At 71.1% G+C, this 21,061-nt stretch carries 19 protein-coding genes; 15 read left to right on the forward strand and 4 right to left on the reverse strand.

Features of this window, described 5'->3' with window-relative positions; translation table 11 throughout:
- Positions 1–242: 242 nt before the first annotated feature.
- Entirely contained in the window at positions 243–779 is a 537-nt protein-coding gene (locus tag K4B79_RS12605) for a hypothetical protein (protein WP_232026612.1), read from the reverse strand.
- A gap of 317 nt (positions 780–1,096) precedes the next feature.
- Between K4B79_RS12605 and K4B79_RS12610 the strand changes: the two genes are divergently transcribed.
- From K4B79_RS12610 to K4B79_RS12630, 5 genes are all read left to right on the forward strand, one after another.
- Positions 1,097–2,737 (forward strand): peptide ABC transporter substrate-binding protein, encoded by a 1,641-nt coding sequence (locus K4B79_RS12610; protein ID WP_232026613.1) that lies wholly within the window; start codon positions 1,097–1,099, stop codon positions 2,735–2,737.
- A 9-nt stretch (positions 2,738–2,746) separates the two neighbouring features.
- Positions 2,747–3,670 carry an ABC transporter permease gene (locus K4B79_RS12615; RefSeq protein ID WP_232026614.1) on the forward strand — a complete coding sequence of 308 codons (924 nt, stop codon included), beginning with the start codon at positions 2,747–2,749 and terminating at the stop codon, positions 3,668–3,670.
- Complete coding sequence (locus K4B79_RS12620; protein WP_232026615.1) at positions 3,663–4,670, forward strand: ABC transporter permease; 1,008 nt, start codon at positions 3,663–3,665, stop codon at positions 4,668–4,670. The genes K4B79_RS12615 and K4B79_RS12620 overlap by 8 nt, the downstream gene beginning before the upstream one ends.
- A 291-nt stretch (positions 4,671–4,961) precedes the next feature.
- On the forward strand, positions 4,962–5,945 hold the full coding sequence (locus K4B79_RS12625) for an ABC transporter ATP-binding protein (RefSeq protein ID WP_232026616.1): 984 nt from the start codon (positions 4,962–4,964) through the stop codon (positions 5,943–5,945).
- Positions 5,929–6,999, forward strand: a complete 1,071-nt coding sequence (locus K4B79_RS12630) for an ABC transporter ATP-binding protein (RefSeq protein WP_232026617.1) — start codon at positions 5,929–5,931, stop codon at positions 6,997–6,999. Before K4B79_RS12625 ends, K4B79_RS12630 begins: the two co-directional genes overlap by 17 nt.
- Positions 7,000–7,170: 171 nt before the next feature.
- Here the strand turns inward: K4B79_RS12630 and K4B79_RS12635 are convergent, their stop codons facing one another.
- Positions 7,171–9,288: a S9 family peptidase gene (locus K4B79_RS12635; protein WP_232026618.1), complete on the reverse strand. Its 2,118-nt coding sequence runs from the start codon at positions 9,286–9,288 to the stop codon at positions 7,171–7,173.
- Between the two features lie 188 nt (positions 9,289–9,476).
- Between K4B79_RS12635 and K4B79_RS12640 the strand changes: the two genes are divergently transcribed.
- The 8 genes from K4B79_RS12640 to K4B79_RS12675 all read left to right on the forward strand — a co-directional run bounded on the left by K4B79_RS12640 (position 9,477) and on the right by K4B79_RS12675 (position 17,365).
- Positions 9,477–9,671, forward strand: a complete 195-nt coding sequence (locus K4B79_RS12640) for a hypothetical protein (protein ID WP_053749487.1) — start codon at positions 9,477–9,479, stop codon at positions 9,669–9,671.
- Positions 9,672–9,788: 117 nt separating this feature from the next.
- Positions 9,789–10,673 (forward strand): N-acetyl-1-D-myo-inositol-2-amino-2-deoxy-alpha-D-glucopyranoside deacetylase, encoded by an 885-nt coding sequence (gene mshB, locus K4B79_RS12645; protein ID WP_232026619.1) that lies wholly within the window; start codon positions 9,789–9,791, stop codon positions 10,671–10,673.
- On the forward strand, positions 10,670–11,086 hold the full coding sequence (locus K4B79_RS12650; RefSeq protein ID WP_232026620.1) for a DUF6113 family protein: 417 nt from the start codon (positions 10,670–10,672) through the stop codon (positions 11,084–11,086). The genes mshB and K4B79_RS12650 overlap by 4 nt, the downstream gene beginning before the upstream one ends.
- Positions 11,087–11,244: 158 nt before the next feature.
- Positions 11,245–13,827: a hypothetical protein gene (locus K4B79_RS12655; protein ID WP_232026621.1), complete on the forward strand. Its 2,583-nt coding sequence runs from the start codon at positions 11,245–11,247 to the stop codon at positions 13,825–13,827.
- 115 nt (positions 13,828–13,942) lie between these two features.
- Positions 13,943–14,854 (forward strand): ABC transporter ATP-binding protein, encoded by a 912-nt coding sequence (locus tag K4B79_RS12660; RefSeq protein WP_232026622.1) that lies wholly within the window; start codon positions 13,943–13,945, stop codon positions 14,852–14,854.
- The gene (locus K4B79_RS12665; RefSeq protein WP_232026623.1) at positions 14,851–15,591 is read left to right on the forward strand and encodes an ABC transporter permease; all 741 of its coding nucleotides are present in this window, start codon (positions 14,851–14,853) and stop codon (positions 15,589–15,591) included. The genes K4B79_RS12660 and K4B79_RS12665 overlap by 4 nt, the downstream gene beginning before the upstream one ends.
- A complete protein-coding gene (locus K4B79_RS12670) occupies positions 15,591–16,751 on the forward strand; it encodes a sensor histidine kinase (protein WP_232026922.1) in 1,161 nt (386 codons plus the stop codon). Before K4B79_RS12665 ends, K4B79_RS12670 begins: the two co-directional genes overlap by 1 nt.
- Positions 16,748–17,365, forward strand: coding sequence for a response regulator transcription factor (locus tag K4B79_RS12675; protein WP_232026624.1), 618 nt, complete (start codon positions 16,748–16,750; stop codon positions 17,363–17,365). Before K4B79_RS12670 ends, K4B79_RS12675 begins: the two co-directional genes overlap by 4 nt.
- A 106-nt stretch (positions 17,366–17,471) precedes the next feature.
- Here the strand turns inward: K4B79_RS12675 and K4B79_RS12680 are convergent, their stop codons facing one another.
- The gene (locus tag K4B79_RS12680; protein ID WP_232026625.1) at positions 17,472–18,323 is read right to left on the reverse strand and encodes a transglutaminase family protein; all 852 of its coding nucleotides are present in this window, start codon (positions 18,321–18,323) and stop codon (positions 17,472–17,474) included.
- Positions 18,324–18,355: 32 nt separating this feature from the next.
- The gene (locus tag K4B79_RS12685; protein ID WP_232026626.1) at positions 18,356–19,369 is read right to left on the reverse strand and encodes a GNAT family N-acetyltransferase; all 1,014 of its coding nucleotides are present in this window, start codon (positions 19,367–19,369) and stop codon (positions 18,356–18,358) included.
- Positions 19,370–19,509: 140 nt separating this feature from the next.
- Here K4B79_RS12685 and fdxA point away from each other — a divergent pair, with 140 nt between their 5' ends.
- Both fdxA and K4B79_RS12695 read left to right on the forward strand, forming a co-directional pair.
- The gene (gene fdxA / locus K4B79_RS12690; protein ID WP_007384503.1) at positions 19,510–19,827 is read left to right on the forward strand and encodes a ferredoxin; all 318 of its coding nucleotides are present in this window, start codon (positions 19,510–19,512) and stop codon (positions 19,825–19,827) included.
- 121 nt (positions 19,828–19,948) lie between these two features.
- Complete coding sequence (locus K4B79_RS12695; RefSeq protein WP_232026627.1) at positions 19,949–21,046, forward strand: bifunctional succinyldiaminopimelate transaminase/glutamate-prephenate aminotransferase; 1,098 nt, start codon at positions 19,949–19,951, stop codon at positions 21,044–21,046.
- The last annotated feature ends 15 nt before the right edge of the window (positions 21,047–21,061 follow it).

A 21,061-nucleotide genomic window follows, 5' to 3' on the forward strand; every position in this document is an offset into this window, starting at 1 on the left:
ACCAGTGGCGCTCCGCGGGCGTCAACGGGGCACGACAGCCCATGTGGCCTGCGGAAACAACGAACTGACGTACGCGTGTCAGCCATTGGTCCACACCGGTGAAGAGCCGCTGGTGGAGAGTTGACGGCGTGTCGGGGGCCGCACGCAGCGACGCCCCGCCGGACCGGGGTCCGACGGGGCGTCAGGTGGGTGTCGGCTACCGGTAGCCTCCCGTGTTACCGGTCTCCGTCACCGCCGTGGGCTCAGCTGTACTGGATGCCCCACAGGTTGTTGTTGCGCTTGACCGGGGCCACGATCCCGGACTTCTTCCAGACCTTGACCTTCTTGCAGGTCTGCGAACCGGTCGGCTGGAGACGGTACTTGGTCACGCTGAAGCCCTTGGCCTCGTGGTACATCATCAGGCGGCCCTTGGTCTTGCCCGCCTTCTTCTTCACCGTCGCGGAGTACGTCCAGGTGTCCGACTTCGACCAGGTCTTGCCGACCGAGACGCTGAACGAGGTGGATGCCTTCGCAAAGATGACCCCCGCCTCGGCGCCGATGGTGGCGGTGCCCGTCGCGGTCCAACTGCCCGTCTTGTTCTTCGCGTAGCTGATGGTCACGCCCGGCTTCGCCCAGTCGCTGTGGACGTTGGTCGGCTTCCACACCGTCTTCTTGTCGCCGATGGAGTAGATCGGGTCGTCGGAGCAGACGATGCCCGCGGCGGCCGGGGCCGCGGAGACGGCGACGACTCCACCCGTGAGCAGGGCGGTGGAGAGGACCGCACCGATGGCACGCTTCATGAATCACCTTCCGGAGACTGATCTCTGCCCGAACGTGATCTTGTTCGGAACACGACAGATCATTCACTCGACGGCTGCGGGAGCAAAGGGTTTTGAGCGAATCTTGAGCTTGATCATCTGGTTCCCGGGTATACGTGAAAATTTCCTCCGGCATGCTGCACATACCGCTCTCACCTGGATGGATGACCTCCGGATGAGGGACGGCCGACCCGGACGGGTGCCGAGAACATGTGGTTCCTCATGACTGTGTGGATATTTGGCGCAAAGACCCTGCGCTCAGCTGCCCGGCGGCACAGCGCACTCATGAGGAGGCATCCATGCGCGGAGCCACGCACGCCAGATGGGCCGCGGGCGCGGCGGCCGTAGCCCTCGCGGCGACGGCCTGCGGGGGCGGCGGCAGCGACGGCGACAGCGGGGGTGGCGACAGCGCCGCCGTGCTGAGCTCCTCCTGGGGCGACCCGCAGAACCCGCTGGAGCCGGCCAACACCAACGAGGTGCAGGGCGGCAAGGTCCTCGACATGATCTTCCGGTCCCTGAAGAAGTACGACCCGGAGACCGGCAAGGCCGAGGACATGCTCGCCGAGAAGATCGAGACGAGCGACTCCCAGAACTTCACCGTCACCGTCAAGCCCGGCTGGACCTTCAGCAACGGCGAGAAGGTCACCGCCAAGTCCTTCGTGGACGCCTGGAACTACGGCGCGAGCCTGAAGAACAACCAGAAGAACGCGTACTTCTTCGGCTACATCGACGGCTACGACAAGGTCCACCCCGAGGACGGCGGCAAGCAGAGCGCCGACACCCTCTCGGGCCTGAAGGTCACCGGCGAGCGGACCTTCACCGTCAAGCTCAACCAGAAGTTCTCGACCTTCCCCGACACCCTCGGCTACCCCGCCTACGCCCCGCTCCCGCGGGCCTTCTTCACCGACCACGCGGCCTGGGTGAAGAAGCCGGTCGGCAACGGCCCGTACACCATCGAGTCGTACACCAAGGGCTCGCAGATGGCCCTGAAGAAGCGGGACGACTACCCCGGTGAGGACAAGGCGCAGAACGGCGGGGTGACCCTCAAGGTCTACACCGACAACAACACCGCCTACACCGACCTGATGGCCGGCAACCTCGACCTGGTCGACGACGTCCCCGCCTCGCAGCTCAAGAACGTCCAGAGCGACCTGGGGGACCGGTACATCAACACCCCCGCCGGCATCATCCAGACCCTCGCCTTCCCGTTCTACGACGCCAAGTGGAACAAGGCGGGGATGGAGAAGGTCCGCACGGGGCTGTCCATGGCCATCAACCGCGACCAGATCACCGAGACGATCTTCCAGAAGACCCGCACCCCCGCCACCGACTGGACCTCCCCGGTCCTGGGCGAGGAGGGCGGCTTCAAGGAGGGCCTGTGCGGCGACGCCTGCGCGTACAAGCCAGACGAGGCCAAGAAGCTGATCGAGGAGGGCGGCGGGCTCCCCGGCGGTCAGATCAAGATCACGTACAACGCGGACACCGGCTCCCACCGGGAGTGGGTCGACGCGGTCTGCAACTCCATCAACAACGCCCTCGACAACGACAAGGCGTGCGTCGGCAACCCGATCGGCACCTTCGCGGACTTCCGCAACCAGATCACCGACCGGAAGATGCCCGGCCCGTTCCGCGCCGGCTGGCAGATGGACTACCCGCTCATCCAGAACTTCCTCCAGCCGCTCTACTACACCAACGCCTCCTCCAACGACGGCAAGTGGACGAACAAGGACTTCGACCGGCTCGTGAACGAGGCCAACGCCGAGACCGACACCGCCACGGCGGTGGAGAAGTTCCAGGAGGCCGAGAAGGTCCTCCGGGACGCCATGGGCGCCATCCCGCTCTGGTACCAGAACGGCAGCGCCGGCTACTCGGAGCGGCTCTCCGACGTCAAGCTCAATCCCTTCAGCGTCCCGGTCTACAACGAGATCAAGGTCGGCTGAGGCGGCGTCATGGGACGGTACGTCGTCCGGCGCCTGCTCCAGATGATCCCGGTGTTCGTCGGGTCCACGCTGCTGATCTTCCTCATGGTGAACGTGATGGGCGACCCCGTCGCGGGCCTGTGCGGCGAGCGGCAGTGCGACCCGGCGACGGCTGCCCAGCTCAAGCGGGAGTTCGGCCTCGACAAGCCGGTGTGGCAGCAATACCTGACCTACATGGGCAACGTCTTCACCGGCGACTTCGGCACCGCGTTCAACGGCCAGAAAGTCACCGAGTTGATGTCGACGGCGTTCCCCGTCACCATCCGGCTGACCATCGTGGCCATCCTCTTCGAGATCGTCATCGGCATCGTGCTGGGCGTCGTCACCGGCCTGCGCCGCGGCCGTCCCATCGACACGGCGGTGCTGCTGCTCACCCTCGTGGTGATCTCGGTCCCCACCTTCGTCACCGGTCTGCTGCTCCAGCTCCTCCTCGGCGTCGAGTGGGGCTGGATCAAGCCCTCGGTGTCGACGGACGCCACCTTCGACGAGCTGATCGTGCCCGGCCTGGTCCTCGCGTCCGTGTCACTGGCGTATGTGACCCGGCTGACCCGCACCTCCATCGCGGAGAACAGGCGCAGCGACTACGTCCGTACGGCGGTGGCCAAGGGCCTGCCCCGCCGCCGGGTCATCACCCGCCACCTGCTGCGCAACTCCCTGATCCCCGTGGTCACCTTCATCGGCACCGACATCGGCGCCCTGATGGGCGGCGCCATCGTCACCGAGCGGATCTTCAACATCCACGGCGTCGGCTACCAGCTCTACCAGGGCATCCTGCGCCAGAACACCCAGACCGTCGTCGGCTTCGTGACCGTCCTGGTCCTGGTGTTCCTGGTCGCCAACCTTCTCGTCGACCTCCTCTACGCCGTCCTCGACCCCAGGATCCGCTATGCCTGAGCCGCTGCCGCAGGAGCCGTTCAAGTCGGGCGGGGGCCGGGCGCCCGAGGACGGCGTGATCGCCGCGACCGGGATGGGCGGGGCGATGGACCTCGCGACGAGCGAGGGCGAGACGCTGGAGCGCGGCCCCGGCCCCGGCGACGGCCCGTCGGGCAGACCCCGCTCCCTGTGGTCCGACGCCTGGCGCGACCTGCGCCGCAACCCCGTCTTCATCATCTCCGGCCTGGTGATCCTCTTCCTGGTCGTCATCTCCCTGTGGCCGTCCCTGATCGCCTCCGGCAACCCCCTCAAGTGCGACCTCGCCAAGGCCCAGGAGGGATCCCAGCCCGGCCACCCCTTCGGCTACGACGGCCAGGGCTGCGACGTCTACACGCGCACGGTCTACGGCGCCCGTACGTCCGTCACGGTCGGCGTCTGCGCCACGCTCTTGGTGGCGATCCTCGGCTCGGTGCTGGGCGGACTCGCCGGGTTCTTCGGCGGGTTCTGGGACTCGTTCCTGTCCCGGATCACCGACATCTTCTTCGCGATCCCGGTCGTCCTCGGCGGCCTGGTCCTGCTGTCCGTCGTCACCAGCAGCACCGTCTGGCCGGTCATCGGCTTCATGGTGCTGCTCGGCTGGCCGCAGATCTCCCGGATCGCCCGCGGCTCGGTCATCACCGCCAAACAGAACGACTACGTCCAGGCGGCCCGCGCCCTGGGCGCCTCCAACTCCCGCCTGCTGCTGCGCCACATCACCCCCAACGCGGTGGCCCCGGTGATCGTCGTGGCGACCATCGCGCTCGGTACGTACATCGCGCTGGAGGCGACCCTGTCCTACCTCGGCGTCGGCCTGAAACCGCCCACGGTCAGCTGGGGCATCGACATCTCCGCCGCCTCCGCCTACATCCGCAACGCCCCCCACATGCTCCTCTGGCCCGCCGGCGCCCTCGCCCTCACCGTCCTCGCCTTCATCATGCTCGGCGACGCGGTCCGCGACGCCCTCGACCCGAAGCTGAGGTGAGCGGTGTGCGGTGGGGCGTACGCGAGGGGTGCCGGGGATTCGGTCGCGAGGGCCGGTCGTCGCGCGCCATCGGGCCGGCCGTGTGTGGGCCGGGCGGGGCCGGTGGTCACCGTATCGGCGTTCATCCGCTCGGCGGCCCCCGCGCGCGACGCCCTCGGCCCGAGGCCGATGCGAGCGGCGGGCGGCGTGCGGCGTCCCGGGCGACGGCCTCGGCCGAGCCCGGGGTGTGCGGAGTGCTGCCGCTCGACATGCGTCACGTTCTACGACCCGAAGCCGAGGTGAGCCGTCGTCATGCTGCTCGAAGTGCGTGACCTGCAGGTGGAGTTCCGGACCAGGGACGGGGTCGCCAAGGCGGTCAACGGGGTCACCTACGGCGTGGACGCCGGGGAGACGCTCGCGGTGCTGGGTGAGTCCGGCTCCGGGAAGTCGGTGACCGCGCAGGCGGTGATGGGCATCCTCGACATCCCGCCCGGGCGGATCACCGGTGGCGAGATCCTCTTCCAGGGCCGGGGCCTGCTGAAGCTGAAGGAGGAGGAGCGGCGCAGGATCCGCGGCGCGGAGATGGCGATGATCTTCCAGGACGCGCTGTCCTCGCTGAACCCCGTGCTCAGCGTCGGCGACCAGCTCGGCGAGATGTTCGTGGTGCACCGGGGCATGTCCCGCAAGGACGCGCGGACGAAGGCCGTGGAGCTGATGGACCGGGTCCGCATCCCGGCGGCCAAGGAGCGGGTGCGGGACTATCCCCACCAGTTCTCCGGCGGTATGCGCCAGCGCATCATGATCGCGATGGCGATGGCCCTGGAACCGGCCCTGATCATCGCCGACGAGCCGACGACGGCCCTGGACGTGACGGTCCAGGCCCAGGTGATGGAGCTGCTCGCCGAGTTGCGGCGCGAGTACCACATGGGCCTGATCCTCATCACCCACGACCTGGGCGTGGTCGCGGACGTGGCCGATCGGATCGCCGTGATGTACGCGGGCCGGATCGTCGAGTCGGCCCCCGTCCACGACATCTACAAGGCCCCCGCCCACCCGTACACCCGCGGCCTCCTGGAGTCGATCCCGCGCCTGGACCAGAAGGGCCAGGAGCTCTACGCCATCAAGGGCCTGCCGCCCAACCTCATGGACATCCCGCCCGGTTGCGCCTTCCACCCGCGCTGCCCGATGGCCCGGGACGTCTGCCGCACCGACGTACCGCCGCTGTACGAGGTCGACGAGGACCGGGGCAGCGCCTGCCACTTCTGGAGGGAGTGCCTGCATGGCCTCGACGGCTGAGCCGATTCTCCAGGTGAGCGGACTGGTCAAGCACTACCCGCTCACCCGGGGCATCGTCTTCAGGAAACAGGTCGGCGCGGTCAAGGCCGTCGACGGCGTCGACTTCGCCCTCGGCAAGGGCGAGACCCTCGGCATCGTCGGCGAGTCCGGCTGCGGCAAGTCCACGGTCGCCAAGATGCTGGTCAACCTGGAACGGCCGACGGCGGGCGAGATCCGCTTCAAGGGCGAGGACATCACCAAGCTGTCCGGCAAGGCCCTGAAGGCGGTCCGCCGGAACATCCAGATGGTGTTCCAGGACCCGTACACCTCCCTCAACCCCCGGATGACGGTGGGCGACATCATCGGGGAGCCGTACGACATCCACCCCGAGGTGGCCCCGAAGGGCGACCGGCGCCGCAAGGTCCAGGACCTCCTGGACGTCGTCGGCCTCAACCCCGAGTACATCAACCGCTACCCGCACCAGTTCTCCGGCGGCCAGCGCCAACGCATCGGCATCGCACGCGGGTTGGCGCTCCGCCCGGAGGTCATCGTCGCCGACGAACCGGTCTCGGCCCTGGACGTCTCGGTCCAGGCGCAGGTCATCAACCTGATGGACCGTCTCCAGGGCGAGTTCGACCTCTCCTACGTCTTCATCGCCCACGACCTGTCGATCGTCCGGCACATCTCGGACCGCGTCGGCGTGATGTACCTGGGCCGGATCGTAGAGATCGGCAAGGACGCCGAGATCTACGACCATCCCACGCACCCCTACACCCAGGCGCTGCTGTCCGCCGTCCCCGTCCCCGACCCGGAGGCCCGCGAACACCGCGAGCGGATCATCCTCACCGGGGACGTGCCCTCCCCGACGAACATCCCCTCCGGGTGCCGCTTCCGCACCCGCTGCTGGAAGGCCCAGGAGCGCTGCGCCCTGGAGGTGCCGGCCCTCGCCGTGCCCGCGGAGTTCCGGCTCACCACCGGGCCCACGGCCCACGACTCGGCCTGCCACTTCGCCGAGGAGAAGCAGGTGGTGCCCCCGGAAGACCCGTCGGACGATCTTGCAAAAGGTCGGGAATAGCATCCCAAATGCACAGAAAACTCGTTAACACACAGGCAACTTGGCCGACCCGATCTCGATATACGGACGGTTCACTCTGAACGACGTACGGCCGTGCGGGTGCCGTAAACGGACCGGGGCGCGCCATGTCGCCCCGGTCCGTTGCCGTGTCACCGGGAGATCCCGGTCGGCTCAGGCCGGTCCCAACGCCCGCTTGAGGAAGTCGACCTGAAGCAGCAGCAGGTTCTCCGCGACCTGTTCCTGCGGGGTCATGTGGGTGACGCCCGACAGGGGCAGCACCTCGTGGGGTCGCCCCGCGGCCAGCAGCGCGGAGGACAGCCTGAGGGCGTGGGCGAAGACGACATTGTCGTCGGCGGTGCCGTGGACGATGAGCAGCGGGCGGTGCGGTTCCACGGGAGCGGAGAGGCCCTCGTCCGTCACCAGGGAGCTCTTGGCGTACGCCTCGGGGTTCGCCGCCGGGTCGCCGAGGTAGCGCTCGGTGTAGTGGGTGTCGTAGAGCCGCCAGTCCGTGACGGGGGCACCCGCGATGCCCGCGTGGAAGACGTCCGGGCGGCGCAGGACGGCGAGCCCGGCGAGCCAACCGCCGTAGGACCAGCCGCGGATGGCCACGCGGGAGAGGTCCAGGGGATACCGCCGGGCCAGGTCCTCCAGCGCCTCGACCTGGTCGTCCAACGACACCGTGAAGTCCTCGTGGAGCGCCTTCTCCCAGGCGGGGGAGCGGCCCGGGGTGCCCCGGCCGTCGGCGACCACGACCGCGAAACCCTGGTCCGCGAACCACTGGGAGGTGAGGTGGGTGTTGTGGGCGGCGAGCACCCGGGGGCCGTGCGGACCACCGTAGGGATCGAGCAAAACCGGAAGAGGGGCATCCTCTTGGTAGTCCTGTGGCATAAGCACGGCGCATGGGATTCGGCGTGCGCCCCCCTCGGTGAGGGTCACGCGCGGGGACATACCGGGATGTTCGGCGTGCGACGCCACCGTCGCGACCGGCTTTCCGTCGCGCAGGACCTGTGCCCGCGCCCCCGGCCGGTCGAGCGTCGCCGACACCAGGACCGTCACGCCCCCGGCGCGCACCGCCGAGTGCACGCCGGGTTCCTGTGACGCGCGCTCCATGCCGAGCTCGTTCACCCGGTAGACGTGCACCTCGCCCGTCTCGGGCCGCTCGGCGCCCTCTCCGGCCGACGCCGAGACCAGCACGTCGTCGTCCGAGACGTCGAGCACGGCACGGACGTGCAACTGCGGGCCCGTCAGCGGGCGTTCGCCCACCGCCAGCACCCGCGCGCCGCCCTCGTCCGCGACACGCACGAGCTGCCCGGACGGACTCCAGCTCGGTACCCCGGCGAAAAGATCAAGCCAAATTGGATCTTCGTCCGCGTGCACCATCCGGGTCGCCCCGGTCGCCGGATCCACGGCGAGGTACAACTGACTGCGCTGGTCGCGCGCTTGTACGAGCAGCAGGGGTGCACCCGCCGCTGACCAGTGCACATGCGCCAGATAGGGGTAACGGGCCCAGTCCCAGACAACCTCCGTGCGCATCCCGTCCAGGTCGATCAGGAACAGCCGGACGTCCGCGTTGTCCGTCCCCGCCGCCGGGTACGGCACGTGCTGCGGCTCACGATCCGGATGCGCCGGGTCGGAGATCCACCACCGTCGCACCGGCGTGTCGTCCACGCGCGCCACCAGCAGCCGGTCCGACTCCGGCGACCACCAGAACCCCCGCGACCGGCCCATCTCCTCCGCCGCGATGAACTCCGCGAGCCCGTAGGTCACGTGCTCCGCGTCCGGCTCGGCGAGCGCCCGGTCGCCCCCACCCTCGGCCCCGACGACCCAGAGGGCGCCCTGGACGACGTAGGCGATGTGCCGGCCGTCGGGGGAGGGGCGCGGGTCGATCACCGGGCCCGGGGCGGGGAGTTCGCGTGCCGTCCCGGCCCGCAGCTCCGCCGTGAAAAGCCGCCCGGACAAGGCGAAAGAGGCCAGCTCGACGGTTGTGTCGGTGGCGTAGCCGACGATGCCGGCGCCACCCTCGCGACTGCGTTCCCGGCGGGCCTTCTCCGCCGCGGAGAGGTGCTCGTCCGCGCCGCCCAGGAGGGCGCGCGGGTCCGCCGCCACGCGCTCCCGGCCGTCCGAAAGGTCCAGTACCCACAGGGAGTTGGCCCGGTCCGTGCCCGAGGACGAGCGCAGGAACGCGACCCGCGAACCGTCGGGCGCCACGCTGAACGCGCGCGGCGCGCCGAGCGTGAACCGCTGGGTACGGGCGTGGCGGCGGGGGAAGGAGTCAGCCTCGGTCGTCATGCCCCGACCATATTGGCCATGCGCCCCCTTGTGCGGCCGTGCGCCGACCGATGCGCACGTACGGATAGTTATGATCACTAGCGCATAGTGGGTATGAACCTGCTGGTTGATGCATGGATTTATCTGCCCCCATAGGTCCGTTCCCGTCCGACCCCCCACGTCCCTGGGTTCTTTGGAGGTGAGCCGCCGTGGCACTCTCGATTTCGGCGGTGGTGCTGCTGGCGATCGTCGTCTTCCTGCTGATCAAGAAATCAGGACTGAAGGGCGGGCATGCGGTCGTGTGCGTCCTGCTCGGCTTCTACCTGGCTTCCTCGACCGTCGCCCCGACGATCAGTGAGCTGACGACGAACATCGCGGGCATGATCGGCAGTATCAAGTTCTGACCCCGCGGCCGGGTTCCCGGCCGCGCACGTACGAAACGGGCCCATGCCGCCGGCGACGGCGAGCGGCGTGGGCCCGCTGCCGCGCCCGCTGTCGGTGCCGCCTCGTAGGGTGGACCCATGACGGAACCACCCGCCCGGCGCCTCCTCCTGGTGCACGCGCACCCGGACGACGAGTCGATCAACAACGGCGCGACCATGGCCAGGTACGCGGCCGAGGGTGCCCGGGTGACGCTGGTCACCTGCACACTCGGCGAACACGGCGAGGTCATCCCGCCCGAGCTCGCCCACCTCAGCGGCGCCGCCCTCGGCGAGTACCGCCTGCGGGAGCTCGCCCAGGCGATGCGCGCGCTCGGTGTCGAGGACTTCCGTCAGCTGGGCGGGGCGGGCCGCTACCGGGACTCCGGGATGATGGGCCTGCCGGACAACGACGACCCCGCGTGCTTCTGGCAGGCCGACGTCGAGGAGGCCGCCGCGTCCCTCGTCGAGGTGATCCGCGAGGTACGGCCCCAGGTCCTCGTCACCTACGACCCGAACGGCGGCTACGGCCACCCCGACCACATCCAGGCCCACCGCGTCGCCATGCGCGCCGCGGAACTCGCCGAGGAGGCCGGCCTCGGGATCGCCAAGGTCTACTGGAACCGCGTCCCGCGCTCCGTGGCCGAGGAGGCCTTCGCCCGGCTGGGACGGGAGCTGCCGGAGCTGCCCTTCGCCAAGGCGGCCGTCATCGACGACGTACCGGGCGTGGTGGACGACGAGCGGATCACCACCGAGATCGACGGCACCGCGCACGGCACCGGGTACGCCGCCGCCAAGGCCGCCGCGATGAGCGCGCATGCCACGCAGATCACCGTGGCCGAGCCCTACTTCCTGCTCTCGAACGAACTCGCGCAACCCCTGTTCACCACCGAGTACTACGAGTTGGTGCGCGGAGAACGGGCAGGCGAGAGGGAGACCGACCTGTTCGCCGGTATCCATGGAGCCGGTGTCGAGGAGGCGTCATGAGTGCCACGGACCGTTCCTCGATGCTGGCACAGCCGCTGCAGCGCCCCTCCCTCGGCCGGGCCGCCCTCTACCTGGGTCTGTTGGTGCTGGGTGCCGTGGTCGGCGTGGCCGGGGCGCTGGTCCAGGCGGGCTGGTTCCCGGGCGGGCTGCTCCTCGCGCTGGCCGGCGAGGCCGGGCTGCTGCTCGGCGGGGCGCGGGCCGCGAACAGCCGGGGCGGTGCCGTCGCGCCCGCCGCCGGCTGGATGATCGCGGTCGTCCTGCTCACCGCCAGCCGGCCGGAGGGCGACTTCGTCTTCGCCGCGGGAAGCGGCTCCTACCTCTTCCTGCTCGGAGGTATGGCAGTCGCTGTGATCTGCGCCACCCTTGGCCTGGGGCGGCAACCGGGCGGCGACGGCGTCCGACTTGGCAAGTGACGTACCACTTCGCCTGACCGAGTCCGTGCGAGTCCCGTGTGGGTTTCCCCATCGGTCGTGGGATACGCGTGAGAAGTGGCCAGTATGGTGGTGCGCGCCGCCGAGTCGCCCGAGAGAGGTCGTAACGCGGGCGGCGGAGCCAACCGGGAGAACCTGCCTTGAGTCGTGAAACTGACACTCCGTCCTCCGGGCCCAACGGGCGCGGCGGAGCCGCATACCCCTCCGGCACGCCGCCGTACGGGACGCCCGTGGCTCCCGACGGCGGTCCGGACGCGGGCCGTTCGGCCACGCAGCCGGAGGAACGCAAGACCGAGACCACGCTGACCACCCGGATCCGGATCAACATCCCCGGATCGCGGCCCATTCCGCCGGTGGTCGTGCGCCAGCCCGTCGGTGACAGCGAGAGCGCCGACGACACCCGTGCGGACGCCGAGGCGTCGGCGCCGGGTGCCGGCGCCTCCACGGGCACCGTTGAGATGCCCGCCGAGCCCGCGCCCGCCGAGGAGAAGGCGAGCGACTGGTTCGCGCCGCGCAAGTCCGGCCCGGCCAAGGGCGGTCCGGCCGGCGGCTCCACCAACGGGGCCGGTCTGCCCGGCGGTTCGGCGGCCGGCGCTCCCGGCGCGGGTCCCTCCGGCGCGGCGGGCGGTGCCCGACCCGGTGGTGCCAGGCCCGGTGGCGTGGTCGGCTCCATGAGCGTGCCGGGCGGTTCCCGCTCCGGCGGTACGAACGGCTCGGGGCTCCCCGGCGCCACCGGCGGCCCGGTGGCCCCCGGCCACGGCGGCGGCACCGGCTCCTTCGACGTGACCGAGGCGCTGGGCGGCTCCCGCCCCGGCCAGAACGGCTCCGAACCGCGCCGCGACGAGCTGCCGTACTTCGCGGAGAACGGCGGCGGCCAGAACGGCGGCCAGGACGGTGGTCGGAGCAACGGCCAGGGCCCGGGTTCGCAGAGCCCCCTGAGCGCCTACGACCAGGACCTCGGCGCCTACGGCGACCAGAACGGCCAGAACGGCCAGAGCCCGTACGGCGGTCAGGGCGGCCTCGGCGGCCCCCACGACCCCAGCGGTTACCACGGGCCGAACGGTTCCGGCGGCCCGGCGGGCCCGCACGGCCCCGCGGGCCCGACCGGCGGACCGGTCACCGGCGACGGCCCGATGGTCCCGCCCGCCGGCCCCGGCTCCGACCCCTTCGGAGGCTCCCGCGACTTCAACGGCCCCGACGGCTTCGCGGGCCCCGGCGGCCCGTCCGGCCCCGGCGGCTCGAATCCGCTCGGCGGTCCTTCCGGTGTCTCCGGCCCTTCCGGCCCCGGCGGCTCCAACCCCCTCGGCGGTCCTTCCGGCCCCGGCGGCCCGAGCGGCTCCACCGGCGTCCGTGGCCCCGGCGGCTCCGACCCGTTCGCCGGTCCGGGCGGTCCGGGCGGTCCAGGCGGTCCAGGCGGTCCAGGCGGTCCGGGCGCACCCGGTGGGCCGGGCGGCCCCGGTGCCCACGGCGCCCCGGGCCCCGGCACCGCCCCCGGCGCCCACGCCGCCGGCCTCGGCCCCGGTGGGGGGCTCAGTGACGACACCGCGATCCTCACCCCGCAGAAGCCGGCCCCCGAACCCGGCCCGCACGGCTACGGCGGGGCCGCGGACAACGTCTCCGGGCACACCGTCACCAGCGGCATCCCCGTCGTCCCGGCCGACCGCGCCGCGGCGTTCGGGTCCGGCGCGCCCGCCGACGGCTCGACCACGCAGGCCACCCCGAAGTTCCCGGAGCCGGCCGCGCAGCCCGCGCCCGCGGCGATCCCCGCGCCCAAGAAGAAAAAGGGGCGCAGCAAGGTCGGCCTGCTCGTCGGCGGCCTGATCGTGATCGGCGGTGGCGTCTACGGCGCCGGGCTGCTCATGAACCACTCCGACGTGCCCAAGGGCACCACCGTGTTCGGCGTCGAGATCGGCGGCGGCACCCGCGACGACGCCGTGGAGAAGCTCAACAAGACCTTCGACGGCCGGGTCAACAAGGACCTGAAGCTCTCGGTCGACGGCAAGACGGTCACGCTCAAGCCGGACCAGGCCGGGCTCCAGTTCGACATGGCGGCCACGGTGAGCACGGCCGCGAAGAGCGACTACAACCCGGTGTCCGTGGTCGGCTCGCTCTTCGGACAGCACCGGGTCGTGGAGCCGGTCATGCCGGTCGACCAGGAGAAGCTCCAGGCGGCCCTGGAGGACGCCGCGGGCGGCGCCGGCTCGGCCAGCGACGGCACGATCAAGTTCGAGTCCGGCAAGGCCGTCGCCGTGTACGGCAAGGCGGGCAAGGGCATCGACGTCGCCAAGTCGACCACCGCGGTCGAGGAGGCGTACCGCACCCAGGTGGAGACCGGCTCGGCCTCCGCGGTGCCGCTGCCGACCGTCACCAAGCAGCCGACGATCTCGAACGCCGAGGTCGACCGGATGATGAAGGAGTTCGCCGAGCCCGCGATGTCGGCCAACGTCGTCGTGGAGACCGACGCCGCGCACAGCATCCCGCTCGGCGCCCTGTCGCTGCCGAAGATCCTCGGCGTCAAGGCCGTCGACGGCAAGCTCGTGGAGACGTACAACCTCGAAGCGCTCAAGGAGGCGTACGGCACCACGTTCGACGGCGTGAAGGTCAAGACGGCGACCGGAGAGCGTGACGTCCTGCCGCAGGACGTCGTCAGCGTCCTGCGCAAGGCGCTGCGCGGCAAGACGACCGCCGAGCGCACCGGGGTCATCGACACCAACCCGAGCTGACCGCACGGAGCACAGAACACGGAGCACGGGGTGCCGCGTGACATGACATCTGTCATGCGGCACTCCGGACGCCCGACACTGACGGCGCCCGCACCGCCGAGGCCACCATGGCCGTATGACAACGACACCCCCGGTGGTCGCGTTCGACCAGGTGAGCAAGGCGTACGGCGATGTCCGTGCCGTGGACGGTCTGACCCTGAGCCTGCGGGCGGGGGAGACCGTGGCGCTGCTGGGCCCCAACGGGGCCGGCAAGTCCACCACCCTCGACCTGCTGCTCGGGCTGAAGAACGCCGACGACGGAACCGTCCGCCTCTTCGGCACCACCCCGCGTGAGGCGCTCGTCGCCGGGCGCGTGGGCGCCATGCTCCAGAGCGGCGGCCTGATGGACGAGGTGACGGTCGAGGAGCTGGTGCGGCTGGCCTGCGCCCTGCACCCGAGGCCGTACCCGGTCTCCGACGTGCTGTCCCGCGCGGGCATCGCGCGGTTCGCCGACCGCAAGGTCGACAAGCTCTCCGGCGGACAGGCCCAGCGGGTGCGCTTCGCCCTCGCCACGGCCGGGGACAGCGACCTGATCGTCCTCGACGAGCCGACCACCGGCATGGACGTCACCACCCGCCAGGGCTTCTGGGCCACCATGCGCGAACAGGCCGACCAGGGCCGTACGGTCCTCTTCGCCACCCACTACCTGGAGGAGGCCGACGCGATCGCGGACCGGGTGCTGGTCCTGCACCGCGGCCGCCTCCTCGCGGACGGCACCGCGGCCGAGATCAAGGCCAAGGCGGGCGTCCGGCGGATCTCCTTCGACCTGGCGGGCCGTATCGACGAACAGGCACTGCGCGGCCTGCCGTTCCTGACCACCCTCGCCGTCTCCGGACCCACCGTCCGCATCCAGTCCTCCGACGCCGACGCGACCGTCCACGCCCTGTACGGCCTCGGCCTCCACCCCCGCAACCTCGAAGTCGCCGGGCTCGGCCTGGAGCAGGCCTTCGTCGCCATCACCACCGCCGAGGAGGCGAAGCAGCAGTGAACGGCCTGATCAAGCTGGAACTGACCCGCGCCCTGCGCAACCGCAAGTTCCTGTTCTTCTCCGTGATCTACCCGTCGGTGCTGTTCCTGCTCATCGCGGGCAGCGCCGACAGCACCCAGAAGGTCGACGGCACCGGCCTCACCCTGCCGACCTACATGATGGTCTCCATGGCCTCCTTCGGCGCCCTCACCGCCGTCCTGATGGGCAACAGCGAGCGCATCGCCAAGGAGCGGGAGACCGGCTGGGTGCGTCAGCTGAGGCTGACCACGCTGCCGGGCCGCGGCTACGTCCTGGCCAAGACCGCCAGCGCCGCGGTGGTCAGCCTGCCGTCCATCGTCGTGGTCTTCGTCATCGCCGCGACCGTGAAGGACGTACGGCTGGACGCCTGGCAGTGGCTCGCCCTCACCGGCGCGATCTGGGCCGGCAGCCTCGTCTTCGCCGCCCTGGGTGTGGCGATCGGCTACCTCGCGAGCGGCGACGCGGTCCGCCCGATCACGATGATCACCTACTTCGGGCTGTCCATCCTCGGCGGTCTGTGGATGCCCACGACGACGTTCCCGACCTGGCTCCAGGACATCGCGAAGTGGGTGCCCACCCACGCGTACGCTGCCCTGGGACAGGCGATCGAGCAGAGCCAGGCCCCGCACGCCAAGGACATCGTCGTCCTCGTCTTCTTCTTCGTCCTGTTCACCGGCGGCGCGGCCTGGCTGTACCGGAAGGACACGCTGAAGGCGTGATGAGCAGCGTCGGCATCGGGCAGCGCCCGCAGAACCGCAGGCAGAGGGCCGTCAAGTCCCTCTGGATCGGCATCTGGCTCGTCTACCTGAGCGCGCCCGTGAACGACCTGCTGCACGGCGGGCACAGCGACGGCGTCCAGGTCCTCGGCTGGACCGGCCTGGTCGCCTTCATCGGCTGGTACCTGGCCCTGATCTTCCGCACCGGACGCGGCGAGACCAACGCCCTGGTCCTCGGCTCGCTGGCGGTCCTCGCCACCCAGTCGGCCGTCCTGAGCCTCACCCTGGGCCGCGAGTGGCTGGTGCTCTTCGTGTACGTGTCGATCTGCTCCGGTGCCGCGCTCCCCTTGCGCCTGGCCCGCTGGACCATCCCGGCCGCGTCCGCCCTGCTGACGGCGATCGCCTTCGCGGTCCCCGACGGCACCGCGTTCCTGGGCGGGCTGCTCCTGCCGGCGCTCCTCGGCGGCTTCTCCATGACCGGCGTACGCGAGATCATCCGTACGAGCGTCGAGTTGCGAGAGGCCCGCGCCACCGTCGCCCAGCTCGCCGCCAACGAGGAGCGGCTGCGCCTCGCCCGCGACCTGCACGACCTGCTCGGCCACTCCCTGTCCGTCATCACCCTCAAGAGCGAACTGGCCGGCCGGATGCTCCCCGACCACCCCGACAAGGCGGCTCAGCAGGTCGCCGACATCGAACAGGTCAGCCGCCAGGCCATGGTCGACGTCCGCGAGGCCGTCACCGGCTACCGCCGCCCCCGCCTGTCCACCGAACTCGCGGGTGCCCGGGTCGCGTTGACGGCGGCGGGCGTGGCCGCCGAACTGCCCGCCGAACCCGACCTCACCGACGTCCCCGAGGAGAGCGAGTCCGCCCTCGCCTGGTCGCTGCGCGAGGCGGTCACCAACGTCGTACGGCACAGCGGGGCCCGGCGCTGCACGGTGGACCTCGTCCGCCACCAGACCCTGGGCGGTCCGCTCCTCGAACTCATCGTGGAGGACGACGGCTCCGGCGGTCCGGGCGAGGGCCCCGGCAACGGCCTGACCGGCCTCACCGAACGCCTGGAGAAGGCCGGCGGCACCCTGGAGGCGGGCGGCACCCGGCACGGATTCCGGCTGGTCGCCCGTGTGCCGGCGGGTTCCGCGGCCGACGTAGGATCCGCCCCATGACGAGCCGCACGATCAAGGTCCTGCTCGCCGAGGACCAGTCGATGGTCCGCGAGGCCCTCGCCGCCCTGCTCGGCCTGGAGGACGACATCGAGGTCGTCGCCCAGGTGGCCCGCGGTGACGAGGTCCTGGCCGCCGCCCACGCCCACGACGTCGACGTGGCCCTCCTCGACATCGAGATGCCGGGCGCGACGGGCATCGAGGCCGCCGCCCGGCTCCACCAGGAACTCCCGGCCCTCAGGCTGGTCGTCCTCACCACCTTCGGCCGCCCCGGCTACCTCCGCGGCGCCATGGAAGCCGGCGCCGACGCCTTCCTCGTCAAGGACGCCCCCGCCGCCCAACTGGCAGAGGCGGTACGCAAGGTACTGGCGGGCGAGCGGGTCATCGACCCGACCCTGGCGGCGGCGGCCCTGGCCGAGGGCGCCAACCCCCTGACCGACAGGGAGCGCGAGGTCCTCAAAGCAGCCGAGAACGGCTCCACCAACGCCGAACTCGCCACCACCCTCCACCTCTCCCAGGGCACGGTACGCAACTACCTCTCCACGGCGATCCAGAAACTGGCGGCCCGCAACAGGGCGGAGGCGGTGAGGATCGCGCGGGAGAAGGGCTGGCTGTGATCCCAGGCCAGCGGCAGCACACCTAGGGGCGCGGGGCTGTATCGATGTGCGGCTCCGCCGCGTGGGCGCGACCAGCCCCCACCAGCCCGCAGCCGCGACACAACCGCTAGTTCAACATAGAACGCGCCGCATGAGCCTGCCGCCGAACCCGAGCCGCACCCGCCTCATCCACCGCACCCACCACCTCGGCATACGCCTCCAACTCCGAGGCCCCCGCCAGAAAATCCCCCCGTTGGACGAGCAACTGCGCCCGCTCATACCGCAACCGAGCAGGATGCGAAGGCAGCAACAGCGACAACTCGACCGCCCACAACGCCACATCCGACCGCTCGGGCCGAGCCGCGGCCCACGCCCGCACGTTGTTCAGGATGCGCAACACCACCTCCAGCGGCTCCGCGGGACCAAGCATCGACGGATCCAGCGAACCCCCCGTCGCCCCCGCGACCAGCACCTCCGCGTCGCCCCCGGTCAGCACCCGCCCCCCGTCGAAGGGATCCGCCAGCACCTGCTCCTCCGGCGGCCCGAACCCGACCACGAAGTGCCCCGGCAGCGCCACCCCGTACACCGGCGCCCCGGCCCGCCGCGCGACCTCCATCCACACCACGGACAGCAGGATCGGCAGCCCGCGCCTGCGCCGTAGCACCTCGTGCAGCAGCGAGGACTCCAGCCGCTGGTAGTCGACGGGCGCCCCGCGGAAACCGCGGCGGTCACCCAGCAGCTCCCGCAGCGCCACCGCCCAGGACCGCGGCCCGCCGGGCCGGAACGGCAGCTGTCCCGCCAGCTCGTCCAGTTCGATCTGCGCCGCGTCCAGCCCGGCCTCGTCCAGCGTGCCGTCCGCCTCCGCGCCGACCAGCAGGCACAGCGTCGACAGATCGGGCCGCTCGGCGCGCGCCTCTTCGGCGAACCGCCTCCTCAGCTCGGCGGACCGTTCGGGCGGCGGGGGTTGGGGGGTACGCATAGCTGGCTCGTGCCCTTTCACGGCGATCGCTACTACCGCGCCTCGCCGGAGGCCACCGGCTCGCGATAGTGGTGGTACGCGTGATGCGCCGCGAACCCCATACCGGCGTACAGGGCCCGCGCGCCCACGTTGTCCGCCTCGACCTGGAGCCACGCGGCCGACGCCCCCTCGTCCAGCGCCCGGAGGGCCAGCGCGGCCATCACCCGGGAGGCCAGCCCCTGTCGCCGGAGCGAGGGATCCACCTCGACGGCGGCGAAGCCGGCCCATCGCCCGTCCACGACACACCGCCCGATGGCGGCGGGAGCGTCCCCGCCCTCCGAGGGCACCGTCGCGAACCACACCGAAGGACCGCTGCCCAGTACCCGCAGGGCCACCTCGCCCACCCCCTTGCGCTGGTAGCGCGTGAGCCAGGACTCGTCCGCCTCCCGGGACAGCACCACCCCGGTGGCCTCGGCCCGGTCCGCGACCGGCGCCAGCCCTCCGGTCCAGAGCTCGGCGGTCACCTCCCGCGCCCACCCCCGGCGCTCCAGCTCCGCGCACAGCAGCTCCTGCGTGCCCTCGGCCCCGGTCGCGGTCTGCACATAGGCGGGCAGCCCGCGGTCGCCGTACCACCGGCGTACGACGGTGAGGGCCTCGTCGAGGGGCAGCCCCGGGTCACCGAGCGGCAGCACCGAGTTGGCCCGCCGGGTGAACCCGCCGGCGGCCCGCAGCTCCCACTCCCCGAGCCGCTCGCTCTCCACCGGCCGCCACGCCCGGGAGGCGACCCGCGCCAGTTCCCGGTACGAGGCCGCGGGACCCCGGCGGCGGGCCGGCTCGGCCGGCACGACCTTGCCCGCGACCAGCGCGGATTCCGGAATACGGACGCTCTGGCCGTCCCGCCGCGTGATCAGCAGCACACCGTCGTCCCATGATGTGAGAACACCCACCGTGTCGGTGAACTTCTCGTGCGTGGAACCGGGCTCCGTCGAGCGGCGGACGGAGACCCGTTTGCCCACGTCAGCTGCGGAGATACGCACCACAAGGCGTCCTGTCGCAGAGATTTCCACAGGTCGGTTCACCCCTCCTGTTCGGATCATGCCCAAGAACGGAGATACTAGGGGCGGGCATCGACGACGCCGCGCTCCCGCGCGCCAGGCGGCGGAGCCTGAGGAGGCCCGCCAGCGCCCTATCGAGGAGGAACGACAGCGTGACCTACGTCATCGCGCAGCCTTGTGTCGACGTGAAGGACAAGGCCTGCATCGAGGAGTGCCCGGTCGACTGCATCTACGAGGGCTCCCGGTCCTTGTACATCCACCCGGACGAATGCGTCGACTGTGGCGCCTGTGAGCCGGTCTGCCCGGTCGAGGCGATCTTCTACGAGGACGACACCCCGGATGAGTGGAAGGACTACTACAAGGCGAACGTCGAGTTCTTCGACGAGCTCGGTTCGCCCGGTGGCGCGAGCAAGCTGGGGCTGATCGAGCGGGACCACCCGTTCATCGCCGCGCTGCCGCCGCAGGCCTGAACATCCGGCACCCCCAGGCGTGCCGCCTCGGTCCCGTACGGCCTGATCGCACCGATCACCCCGTACGGGACCGAGGCGTTTGCCGTACGACCCGTACGACCCGAAAGCGAGCCCGAACGCCGTGTCCGCAGTCTCCGACCGCCTGCCCACCTTCCCCTGGGACAAGCTGGCGCCGTACAAGAAGACGGCTGCCGCGCACCCCGGAGGCATCGTCGACCTGTCGGTCGGCACCCCGGTCGACCCGGTCCCCGACCTGATCCAGAAAGCGCTGGTCGACGCGGCGGACTCCCCGGGCTACCCGACGGTCTGGGGCACCCCGGCGCTGCGTGACGCGATCTGCGGCTGGGTGGAGCGCCGCCTCGGCGCCCGCGAGGTCACCCACCGGCACGTCCTGCCGGTCGTCGGCTCCAAGGAGCTCGTCGCCTGGCTCCCCACCCAGCTGGGCCTCGGCCCCGGCGACCGGGTGGCGTACCCGCGCCTGGCCTACCCGACGTACGAGGTGGGCGCGCGGCTGGCACGGGCGGAGTACGAGGTCTACGACGACCCGACCGAGCTGGACCCCGAGGGTCTGAAGCTCCTCTGGCTGAACTCCCCGTCGAACCCCACGGGCAAGGTCCTGTCCAAGGCGGAGCTCACCCGGATCGTGGCCTGGGCCCGGTCGCACGGCATCCTGCTCTTCTCCGACGAGTGCTACCTGGAGCTGGGCTGGGAGGCCGACCCGGTCTCGGTCCTGCACCCTGACGTCAACGGCGGCTCGTACGACGGCGTCGTGGCGGTCCACTCGCTCTCCAAGCGCTCCAACCTGGCCGGGTACCGCGCGGCCTTCCTGGCGGGCGACCCGGCCGTCCTGGCGCCCCTGCTGGAGATCCGCAAGCACGGCGGCATGATGACGCCGATGCCGACCCAGGCGGCCGTCGTGGCGGCCCTCGGCGACGACACCCACGTCCACGAGCAGCGCGAGCGCTACGCCGCCCGCCGTGCCCTCCTGCGCGAGGCCCTGCTCGCCCACGGCTTCCGCATCGAGCACAGCGAGGCGAGCCTCTACCTCTGGGCCACCCGCGAGGAGTCCTGCTGGGACACCGTCGCCCACCTCGCCGACCTCGGCATCCTCGTGGCCCCCGGCGACTTCTACGGCGAGGCGGGCGCCACGTTCGTCCGCGTGGCCCTGACGGCCTCGGACGAGCGGGTGCGGGCCGCGGTGGAACGACTGGCGCGGTAACCGCCGCCGAACACA

The sequence above is a fragment of the Streptomyces lincolnensis genome, from assembly GCF_021173675.1.
GTDB lineage: Bacteria > Actinomycetota > Actinomycetes > Streptomycetales > Streptomycetaceae > Streptomyces > Streptomyces lincolnensis_B.